This is a genomic window from Pseudoalteromonas sp. T1lg76 (assembly GCF_002964725.1).
Taxonomy (GTDB): domain Bacteria; phylum Pseudomonadota; class Gammaproteobacteria; order Enterobacterales; family Alteromonadaceae; genus Pseudoalteromonas.
Genome location: NZ_PQCE01000035.1, coordinates 62,135 through 72,990 on the forward strand (window position 1 = coordinate 62,135; position 10,856 = coordinate 72,990).

Sequence of the window (10,856 nt, forward strand, 5' to 3'; positions counted from 1 at the left end):
CACCAGTGTAACCAAGCAGCGCCATAATTACAGCAGCTAAAGATGCCAAGTAGCAGACTGGTCGTTGACTAATCCTTGAGTCTTTCTTCTAGTCCCCCTAGAATATCAGCACTGTAAATATATACATAAGTTAAATCATGCTCTCCGATCCGCTTAAAAAGACCATACGTACCGCTCATCAGCGGATCGCTGCCAGCCTTGAGGATTATAGACCCAGGCCGAGCCAAAACTACCTGGTGGCGGAAATAGCCAAAACCCTGGCTGGGGAGTATGACAAAAAACAACGGATCTGCGTTATCGAAGCAGGCACGGGCACAGGTAAATCCCTGGCCTATTGTTTGGGGGCCCTGCCCATCGCCCTCAAGGCAAATAAGAAGTTAGTTATTTCTACCGCAACTGTGGCGCTGCAAGAGCAACTACTATTTAAAGAGTTGCCATTTTTTGCCGAGCACAGTGGCCTGACCTTTAGTTATGACCTGGTGAAGGGACGAGGCCGCTATATTTGTGCCCACAAGCTGGAAAATGCCGTCAACGGCGATGAACAGCAAATGGCGCTAATGCCCACACTTAGCTCGCCGCTCAGTGAGATGGAGCAAAAATGCCTGAAGCAATTGCATCAAGCCTACAGCAATAAAAAGTGGCAGGGCGACAGAGACTCCTGGGCCGATGTAATACCGGATAGAGTCTGGGGGTTGATCAGCGGTGATAAGCATTCCTGCCAACGGCAGATGAAGGCACACCAAACCTGCCCCTTCCATCTGGCGCGCAATAAAATTGCACAAATGGATGTACTGGTTGCCAACCATAGCTTGTTACTAGCAGACCTGGAGCTTGGCGGCGGGGTTATTTTACCCGAGCCGGAAAACTGTATTTATGTGATAGACGAGGCTCATCACCTCGCTCACATTACCCGAGACTTCTCCTCCGCCGCAGCGACCATCAAGGGTACCCAGGACTGGCTGGAGAAGCTGCTCAAGTTCAGCGGCAAAATGGCACAAGCCATTTTTAGCGCCAGTGCTGCCGGCAGCCAATTTAAGCTAAACGATGCCGTCGATGATATCGGTCGTGGCCATAAAACCGTGTTAACCATGCTCGATAGCGCCGCCTATGAATACAATGAAGATCATACCTATCGCTTCGCCCATGGCCGCTTACCTGAGCAGCTTACACAGCAGGCACAGGACATAGCCGAGGCAGCAAAAACCGCGCTGCGCATCCTGAATAAAATGCATGAAGCGCTCAGCAGCGACGTTAACGACGGTGATGTGAAGGGCTTTATCGCCGAGCCCTTGTTGGCCGAAAGTGGCCAATACATCGCCCGTTTAGAAACCCTGTATAAACTTTGGTCCAGCTACAGTAAACACAGTGAAAGCGTGCCCCATGCCCGCTGGATAAAGCGCATGGAGTACAAAAATCACCATGATTACCTGCTCAGCGACTGCCCTATCGAAGTGGGTTTTTATCTTAAAGACAAATTATGGCGAGAATGCGCCGGTGCCGTGCTCTGTTCGGCCACACTCACGGCTCTAGGTTCGTTTGAACATTTTGCCCACGAAAGCGGCCTGCGTGGCGAGCCCGGTGTTAAGTTTATCAAGGTGCCTTCACCCTTTGATTATCCGCAGCAAGCCCTGTTACATATTCCAAAAACCGAATGTGAGCCCACAGATAAAGCCTTTAGCGACTATCTGGTAAAGGCTTTGCCCCAGAGTTTACAAAAGGATCGCGCCAATCTAGTGTTGTTTGCCTCTTATTGGCAAATGCAGCATGTTGCCGAGCGTCTGCGCAAACAAGGCTGGGACATATTAGTGCAGGGGGAAATATCCCGAGACGCCCTGGTGCGCCGTCATAAAAAACGCATTGATGATGGCCAAGGCAGCATTTTGTTCGGTACGCAAAGCCTATCCGAGGGCCTTGATTTGCCTGGCGATTACCTCACTAATCTGGTGATCACCAAGATCCCTTTTGCGGTGCCTACCTCGCCCATTGAAGAAGCTCAAGCCGAGTTTGTGCAAAGCAAAGGCGGTAACCCGTTTTTATCCATTACCGTGCCCGATGCGGCTAAGAAATTAGTGCAAAGCTGTGGTAGACTGCTGCGCAAAGAACGCGATAGCGGTCGCATTACTATCTACGACAGGCGCTTAGTCAGCAAAAGATATGGTAAGGCGATGCTTGATACCTTGCCGCCATTTAAAAGACAAATTGACTGTTCATGTTTGAATTAGCGATCGACCCCTCTACTTGGGCAATACTGTGCGCCGTGGCACTGGCCGCCGGTTTTATCGATGCCATTGCCGGCGGTGGTGGCATGCTAACTGTGCCCGCTTTACTCACCGCTGGACTGCCGCCTCATTTAACCTTAGGCACCAACAAGTTGGCTGCCAGTTTCGGCTCACTGACCGCCAGCGTCACCTATTACCGTAAGCGCTTATTCGACCCGGCATTTTGGGCTGGCTCAATTCTCGCCACCGCGATTGGTGCGGCCATAGGCACCTTGATCGTTGACCGTCTCAGCATCGAATTTTTAAATAAACTGATCCCCGTGGTGATCATCCTGGTGGCCATTTATTCTTTGTTTGGCAAGCTCAGCCCTGAGCAGAGCGATAAACTGCCCGTCCTCACCCCCTTACTGCGTGTTAAACAATGGTTGCAAGGGTTAGCGCTGGGCTTTTTTGACGGCATCGCCGGCCCGGGCACAGGCACCTTCTGGACAGCCACCAACAGCGTTTTATACAAGATGAACTTATTGCTGAACTGCGGCCTGGCGCGCTCGATGAACTTTGTCAGCAACTTTATATCCCTGATCACCTTTGTCGCCCTGGGTCACGTGAATTTTATCCTCGGCATTACCATGGGGATGTTTTTAATGTTCGGCGCCTGGCTGGGTGCCCACTCAGCCATTCGCTTTGGCTCTAAGGTGATCCGCCCGGTATTTAATACTGTGGTGATCCTGCTGGCGCTAAAACTTGTTTATGAGGCCTATCTCTAATGGCGCGTGCCGATGCCCTGACTCGATTAAAGCAGCAAGTGCAGCGTTTGCGCCACGATGCGGAGCAATTTGATAAGGCCAAGTGGTTTGCCAAAAACCGCTATATGCAGAACCAGCACGCCCTCTTTGAGCGTTCGGTATTCAATACCAGAAGTATGCAGCTACTCGACTATGTGGATGAAGTAGAGCAACAACTTGAGCGACTCGGGCGCAGCGAACTACAAGCGGCGCGCCACCAGTACACTTTTGCCCTGACCCAATTAAGCGAGCAAATAGAAGCCATAGTCAAAGTATTAAAAGCTACGCCAGTTTGGGAAAAGGAAAATACCCCAATTAGCCGGGCGAGAAAATACCAAAAGGCGGTGCAGCAGCTCATTCAGCCCACCAGTGAGCTCTATAGGAGCTGGCCAAAAACCATGAGTTTGAACGCCGCTTAGAGCTGATGATAAGCGAACGTCGGCAGCTGTTACACAAGGCTCAGGGCGAGCAAGCAACCCAGTTAAATAAAGAAATATTGGCATTGCACGCACGTTTGGGACGCTGTCGTAAAGCCATAGGAGCCTGTGAAGAGCGCATTCAATACGCGGAAAAACAGCAAGCGCGATGAATGTCTTTTATCATCCCCTGTATTCGGCACTGCCCTTACCGGCGCACCATCGCTTTCCCATACATAAATATCGGCTGCTATACGAGCGCTTGCTCGCAGATCCTGAGCTTGGCAAAGCTGTGCACTTACACTGCGCCGAGCCCGCAACAAAAGAGCAACTAGCCCGGGTTCACACACCAGAATATATAAATGACTTTATCGGCGGTACCCTGCCCGCCAGCGCCCAAAAACGCATAGGTTTCCCCCACAGCGACACCCTGGTGGCACGCACCTTACAGTCTGTTGGCAACTCTCTGGGCGCCGCCTATTGTGCGCTGGAACACGGCATAGCGGTAAACCTGGCCGGTGGTTATCATCATGCCTTTGCCGGCCATGGCAGTGGCTACTGTATCTTTAACGATCTCGCCATTGCCGCCCGTGAGCTAATACAGAAAGGGCGTGCAGATACCGTGCTACTGCTTGATTTGGATGTCCATCAGGGCGATGGCAGCGCCAGTATTCTCGGCGATGATGCGGATATCATCACCCTCTCCTTGCATGGCGAGCAAAACTTTCCCCGTCTTAAACAAAGCTCGGATTATGATTTCCCGCTGCCGACGGGCTGCGACGATGCCCTTTATCTGGACACCCTGGAAACGGCGCTTAATCTGGTACTACGCCTGCATCAACCGGACATAATTCTGTATAACGCCGGAGCCGATGTAGTTAGCGAGGATGAACTTGGCACCCTGTCACTATCACTTGATGCCGTTAGGCAGCGCGACAGCCTGGTTATGGACATGGCGAAACAAAGAAGCATTCCTTTGTGCTGTGCCCTCGGCGGTGGTTATCAGCGCAACCTGACACGGGTGGTGGATGTGCATTGGCAGTTGTTGCTAAGCGCCTACCATACCTACAAGGAATAAACCCCCCAAGGCAAAAGGTATTTTCTGGACAGGGCTTTTGGGTGCGCTATGCTAATTGAATATCAATTAGATTTGGGCATAGAATTCATGAAGTTACATGACGATGTTCATAATTACTATGAAAGACTCCTAGTCGAAGAAATGGCGCTGCAGCAGTTGCAACAGCACTATGATGAAGATACCCTTGCGGATCTCAGTTGCACCGTTTTAAATCAGCTGCCGTCGCGGTATATCCGCTCCGATGTCAATATGTTGGTTTATTTGTCTGCAGAAGAAGCCGCCCACATGCAGCTGCAGGTACAGGCTGCGATCAAGTTAGCCCGCGGTTTAATAGCAAAGCGAGGAACCCATGGAGAATTCAGGCAAGCCCCTAGATAAGGCCCCGGATGACGTCAAACTGGCGGTCGATCTGATCATGCTGCTGGAGCAACATAATATAGATCCGCAGTTGGCCCTAAGCGCTTTGGAAATTGTTAAACGTGACCTTGAATTACGTGCCCTAGAAGCTTAAATAAGACAATAAAACTGCGGCGCCAAAAGCCTAAACCTTAGCGCCGCGATATACACTCTAAATTTTTTCCCCAAGCTTAAATAAAGCGAACTCACCCGGCTCCATTTTATGCCAGCATTCGTCATTGGTGAGCGGCCGCGTCGCTATCACTGTGACTATATCGTTGGGGGTGGTTTCTTCTTGAAAGTTCACCACCAATTCGGTGTCGATCAAGGTTGCCTTGCCAAAGGGAGCACGACGGGTGATCCAGTGCAAATTATTGGTGCAATACGCCAGCACATAGACGCCATCGGTCAACAACATATTAAACACCCCTTTCTCACGCAAGTGATGCGCTAATTTAGCCGCGTAGCGAAATACGGGGGCCATATTCGAGGGACGCTTTGGATACTTTTCGCGAATTTGATCAAGTAGCCAACAAAACGCCAACTCACTGTCTGTGCTGCCTACCGGCTGATAATAGCTCGGCTTAAGGTCATTGTAATTGGATAACTGGCCATTATGGGCATAGGTTATTTCCTTGCCCCACAGCTCACGGGTAAAAGGATGGGTATTCTCCAAACAGGTTCGACCGCGATTGGCTTGACGAATATGGCTTATCACCGATTTGCTTTTAATGGGATAGGCGCGCACCAGCTTGGCAATTTCCGACTCGGCGCTAGGTAAAGGGTCTTTAAATGAACGACACCCCTTGCCTTCATAAAAGGTAATGCCCCAGCCATCCGTATGTGGACCGGTGTTACCGCCGCGCTCTAATAAGCCGGTAAAACTAAAACAAATATCGGTGGGGACGTTGGCCGACATGCCAAGCAATTCGCACACATAAGCTCCTAATAAAAAAAGAAATACTAAGGGTATTAAGAAAGTACTCGCCGCTAGCGAGTCAGGTACTAATAAAATTCATATCACAGCCCTATAATTAAACACAGGACTTGCAACCCCCATAGAGTAACGCTAATCTACTCGGTAGTGGTCAGACCTCTAACAAGGAATAAGATTATGACACTCCTATTTTTACTCGCGCTTATTGCGGTGCTGTCTTATGCCAGCTACCACAGAGCCAGTTACAACACCTGCCTGGGCTTGGCCGCTGCGACCATGCTTATCGGCACCTTTGCCGGCGCCTTTGGTTTTATCAGCTGGCTATTATTCTTGGTTATTGCGGTGCCTCTATCGGTTACCACAATTCGCCAACAATATATAACTCAGCCGCTGTTTAAGGCCTTTAAAAAAGTCACCCCCACCATGTCAGAGACCGAGAAGTCGGCCATCGACGCAGGTACCACCTGGTGGGAAGCAGACCTTTTCTGCGGTAATCCGAACTGGAAAAAACTACACCAATATCCAGCTCCCAAACTCAGTGCCGAAGAGCAGGCCTTCCTAAACGGCCCTGTGGAAGAGGTATGTGGCATGTTCAACGATTGGGAAGCAACCCATGAATTGACCGATCTGCCGCCCGAGGTATGGCAATACCTGAAAGACAACAAATTCTTCGCCATGATCATCAAAAAAGAATATGGTGGCCTGGAATTTTCTGCTTATGCTCAATCATGTGTACTGCAAAAACTCACCAGTAAATCGACCCTGCTCTCTTCCATAGTTGGCGTGCCTAACTCATTAGGCCCGGGCGAGTTATTGCAACACTATGGAACCAAAGAGCAAAAAGATCATTATCTACCGCGACTAGCCCGCGGTGAAGAGATCCCCTGCTTTGCATTAACCTCACCGGAAGCCGGCTCAGATGCCAGCGCCATTCCTGATTATGGTGTGGTGTGTAAGGGTGAATTTAATGGCGAAGAAGTAACGGGTATTCGCCTGACCTGGAATAAGCGCTATATCACCTTGGCACCGGTTGCTACCGTCCTTGGTCTGGCCTTTAAAATGCAAGACCCAGATGGCCTGCTTGGCGATACAAAAGAGCTGGGCATTACCTGTGCGCTGATCCCAACCGATATGGAAGGCGTGGAAATCGGCCGTCGTCACTTCCCGCTGAATGTACCGTTCCAAAACGGTCCAACTCAAGGTAAAGACGTATTCGTACCCCTAGATTACATCATCGGTGGTCCGAAAATGGCCGGTCAAGGCTGGCGCATGCTGGTTGAATGCTTATCCGTAGGCCGCGCTATCACCCTGCCTTCTAACTCGGCTGGCGGCATTAAGTCGTTGGCTCTGGCAACCGGCTCCTACAGCCGTATTCGCCGCCAATTCCGCTTACCCATAGGTAAAATGGAAGGGGTTGAAGAGGCCATGGCAAAACTGGGCGGTTACGCCTATGCCTGTGACGCTGCAGTGACTATGTCGACCGGCGCCGTGGACTTGGGTGAGAAACCGTCTGTGGTTTCCGCCATCCTTAAATATCACCTGACCGAGCAAATGCGCGAGTCGACCATGCACGCCATGGATGTTCACGGCGGTAAGGGTATCTGTCTGGGTCCGAACAACTACCTGGGCCGCGGTTACCAGGGCGCGCCTATTGCTATCACGGTCGAGGGCGCTAATATCCTTACCCGTAATATGATCATCTATGGTCAGGGTGCGATCCGCTGTCATCCTTTCGTGTTGACCGAGCTTAACGCCACCACCATAGAAGACCGTAAAGAAGCCCTGGATGTGTTTGATAACGCGCTAATGGGTCATATCGGCTACACCATTTCTAACCTGGTACGTACCAAGTGGCTGGCCTTCACCGGTGCCCGCTTTACTTCGGTACCCTTTAAAGATGAAACTGCGCAGTTTTATCGCGATGCGGCGCGCTTCAGTGCCTCACTGGCACTCATGTCTGATATCTGTATGGCGGTGTTTGGCGGCTCATTAAAGCGTAAGGAACGTATTTCTGCACGCCTTGGTGATATGCTCAGCTACCTATACCTGGTATCGGCAACGCTAAAACGCTATAACGATGAAGGTCGCCGTAAGGAAGACTTACCTCTGGTGCGTTGGGCCTGCCAAGAGTATCTGTACCGTTGTCAACGTGCCTTAGCGGATCTGATCAACAATATGCCATCGGCACCACTTCGCGGATTGCTTAAGGTTGTACTCTTCCCATGGGGCCGTCCGGTGCGCAAGCCAACCGACAAGCAAGAGCATGTTATTGCCCAGCTACTGCAAACGCCAAACGAAACCCGTACGCGTTTAGCACAGCATATTTTCTTGAGCGAAGGGCCTAACAGCCTGTTAGGTAATCAAGAAAAAGCCTTACGTGATATTCTTGCCGTCGAGCCACTGTTCGATAAGGTATGTCGCGCTACAGGTAAGAAACTGGCCTTTATGCAGCTCGATAAAATTGCCGAGCAAGGCCTCAAAGCCGGTGTGCTTACCGAAGACGAAGCACAGCGTCTGCGTGATGTCGAAAAGCAGCGTCTTGATGTGATCAATGTCGATGATTTCGACCCTGAAGACCTGCTTGCCGGTAAGGCTGCACGCAAACAAACAAGCAAAAAGGCGTCGGCAGCGTAAAGCTTCCTGACTCCCCTACTAAAAAGCCGGCCCAGCCGGCTTTTTTTATGCCGGTTAAATTTGCTAACAATTTACTGGTGATAAATCACACACTTTTCTTGCATTTACGCCTGCCAAGGCAAACACTATTAACGCTACAAAAAGCTATAACAACAACTCTAAGGATGAGAAGCATGTCAAAAACCCTAGTCGCGACCAGTTTGGCTGCCGCGTTAACCCTGGCCTTAAGCGGTTGCCAATCAAACACCTCCAGCACGGCTCAAAGTCAAGCATCGGCCCCAGCTCCCGTGGCAGCAAGTGTTGCAGCTATCCCCACCTATAGCGCGGAAACCTTTTTCGACACAGTAAGCCTGAGCGGAAACAGCTTTAACCACAGCGGCGACAAGTTGCTGTTAAGCAGCGACGAAACGGGTATTTACAACCTGTATGAGGTCAAGGTGAGTGACGGCAGTCGTACCCAGATCACAGATGCACAAGACAGCACCTATAGCGTTGGCTATTTCCCCAAGGATGACCGTATCTTGTTTAGCCGCGATAACGGCGGTAATGAACTACATCACCTTTTTGTGCGCGAACTCGATGGCACCATCAGGGATCTGACGCCTGGGGAACAAACCCGCGCCGGATTTGCCGGCTTTAGCAAGGACGACGCCAGCTTCTATGTATTAAGCAATAAACGCGATCCTAAGTTTATGGATCTCTATAAATTTGATGCCAAAACCTATGACAACGAGCTGGTTTATAAGAATGAGCAAGGCTTTAATGTGGCCGCCATCAGCCCCGATGGTCGCTTTATCGCCTTAAATAAAACCAACAGTAATCGCGACAGCGATTTTTACCTGCTCGACACTCATAACCGCAGTGCCAAACCGACCTTACTTAGCGCCCACGACGACCCGGCCAATTACAATGCCTGGGGTTTTAGTGTCGATGGCCAGTCTCTGTATTATGCCACCGATGCCAAGGGTGAGTTTCGCCAGCTCTGGCGTTATGACTTAGCCACCAATGAACACAGCCTGGCGCTAAAAGCGGACTGGGACATCAGTTTTCTGCGCTTTTCCGAGACCGGACGCTATATGGTCAGTGGCATCAATGCCGATGCCAGCACTGAGATCACCATCTTCGATACCAGTACCAATAAGCAGTTAACCCTGCCTAGCTCGCTTCCCAAGGGCACCCTTAGTGGCGTTGAGTTCAGTCATGACGAACGCTTTATGTCCTTCTATCTCAGCTCGGATACCAGCCCACGTAATCTCTATCACTGGGAGATCGGCAGCGATACGGCACAGCGCCTGACCAGCACCTTGAGTAAGCAAATAGACGAAAACAACCTGGTTAACAGTGAAATTGTGCGCTTTAAGAGCTTTGATGGCTTAACCATACCCGGAGTGCTCTACAAGCCTAAACAGGCATCGGCAACCAATAAGGTGCCCGCGCTTATTTGGGTGCATGGCGGCCCGGGTGGACAAAGCCGCACCGGCTACAGCGCCATGCAGCAGCACCTGGTTAACCATGGCTATGCGATATTTGCGGTCAACAACCGCGGCAGCTCGGGCTATGGCAAAACCTTCTTCCACCTTGATGATAAAAAGCATGGCGAAGACGACCTGCAAGACATCATCTATGGCAAAAAGCATCTGCAAACCCTGGATTGGGTCGATGGCGACAAGATAGGCATTATGGGCGGCAGCTACGGCGGCTATATGACGGCGGCAGCGCTGACCTTCACCCCGGAAGAATTCGAGGTGGGTATTAATATCTTCGGCGTGACCAACTGGGTGCGCACCCTCACCTCAATTCCACCTTGGTGGGAAAGCTTTAAAAAGTCGCTGTATGACGAAATGGGCGATCCGGCCACGGATGAAGCACGTCACCGTCGTATCTCGCCGTTGTTCCACGCCAAAAACATCACCAAGCCTCTGCTGGTAGTACAAGGCGCCAACGACCCTCGGGTGCTGCAAGTGGAAAGTGATGAACTGGTAGCGGCGGTGAAAGCCAATAATGTCCCGGTTGAATATGTGCTATTCGATGACGAGGGCCATGGTTTTAGCAAACGGGAAAACCGCATTGCCGCATCCAATGCCTATGTTCGCTTTCTGGATAAATACCTAAAAGGCAAATAATACAGGCAGATAAAGCCAAAACAGAAATAGCTGGTTTAAACACCGGCTATTTTTTTGCCAAACTTTTTATGCGCATTTTAAAGACAAGTTTTCAATGTTAGGGAATAAAAGCTGAGTATTTCGGAAAGCTATTATGAAAATTCTAAGAAAATTATTAAGGGAAAGTTTGCTTAAGGGGAGAAGCAAATGGCGGAGTGGACGGGACTCGAACCCGCGACCCCCGGCGTGACAGGCCGGTATTCTAACCAACTGAACTACCACTCCGCAG

General features: G+C 50.6%; 8 protein-coding genes, 1 tRNA gene and 1 pseudogene. 8 read left to right on the forward strand and 2 right to left on the reverse strand.

Annotated features, from left to right (window positions below):
• Positions 1–137: 137 nt before the first annotated feature.
• The 6 genes and pseudogenes from dinG to rsmS all read left to right on the forward strand — a co-directional run bounded on the left by dinG (position 138) and on the right by rsmS (position 5,009).
• Positions 138–2,222 (forward strand): ATP-dependent DNA helicase DinG, encoded by a 2,085-nt coding sequence (gene dinG / locus C2M35_RS13370; RefSeq protein ID WP_105265555.1) that lies wholly within the window; start codon positions 138–140, stop codon positions 2,220–2,222.
• Entirely contained in the window at positions 2,210–2,986 is a 777-nt protein-coding gene (locus tag C2M35_RS13375) for a TSUP family transporter (RefSeq protein ID WP_105215584.1), read from the forward strand. Before dinG ends, C2M35_RS13375 begins: the two co-directional genes overlap by 13 nt.
• A pseudogene (locus C2M35_RS13380) lies at positions 2,986–3,593 on the forward strand (primosomal replication protein). Before C2M35_RS13375 ends, C2M35_RS13380 begins: the two are co-directional and overlap by 1 nt.
• Positions 3,590–4,498 carry a histone deacetylase family protein gene (locus C2M35_RS13385; protein WP_105258361.1) on the forward strand — a complete coding sequence of 303 codons (909 nt, stop codon included), beginning with the start codon at positions 3,590–3,592 and terminating at the stop codon, positions 4,496–4,498. The pseudogene C2M35_RS13380 and the gene C2M35_RS13385 overlap by 4 nt, the downstream one beginning before the upstream one ends.
• 87 nt (positions 4,499–4,585) lie before the next feature.
• On the forward strand, positions 4,586–4,876 hold the full coding sequence (locus C2M35_RS13390) for a late competence development ComFB family protein (RefSeq protein ID WP_105200848.1): 291 nt from the start codon (positions 4,586–4,588) through the stop codon (positions 4,874–4,876).
• Positions 4,848–5,009, forward strand: a complete 162-nt coding sequence (gene rsmS, locus C2M35_RS13395) for a pleiotropic regulatory protein RsmS (RefSeq protein WP_105200556.1) — start codon at positions 4,848–4,850, stop codon at positions 5,007–5,009. Before C2M35_RS13390 ends, rsmS begins: the two co-directional genes overlap by 29 nt.
• Before the next feature lie 57 nt (positions 5,010–5,066).
• On the opposite strand, the gene C2M35_RS13400 is transcribed toward rsmS, so the two are convergent.
• Entirely contained in the window at positions 5,067–5,831 is a 765-nt protein-coding gene (locus tag C2M35_RS13400) for a class II glutamine amidotransferase (protein WP_105200557.1), read from the reverse strand.
• 177 nt (positions 5,832–6,008) lie between these two features.
• On the opposite strand from C2M35_RS13400, the gene fadE reads away from it, so the two are divergent.
• Together fadE and C2M35_RS13410 are read left to right on the forward strand one after the other, a co-directional pair.
• Positions 6,009–8,465 (forward strand): acyl-CoA dehydrogenase FadE, encoded by a 2,457-nt coding sequence (gene fadE, locus C2M35_RS13405; RefSeq protein ID WP_105215588.1) that lies wholly within the window; start codon positions 6,009–6,011, stop codon positions 8,463–8,465.
• Between the two features lie 173 nt (positions 8,466–8,638).
• Positions 8,639–10,588, forward strand: coding sequence for a S9 family peptidase (locus C2M35_RS13410; protein WP_105265556.1), 1,950 nt, complete (start codon positions 8,639–8,641; stop codon positions 10,586–10,588).
• A gap of 187 nt (positions 10,589–10,775) precedes the next feature.
• Here C2M35_RS13410 and C2M35_RS13415 read toward each other — a convergent pair.
• Positions 10,776–10,852: transfer RNA gene (locus tag C2M35_RS13415), tRNA-Asp, on the reverse strand.
• Positions 10,853–10,856: the final 4 nt, after the last annotated feature.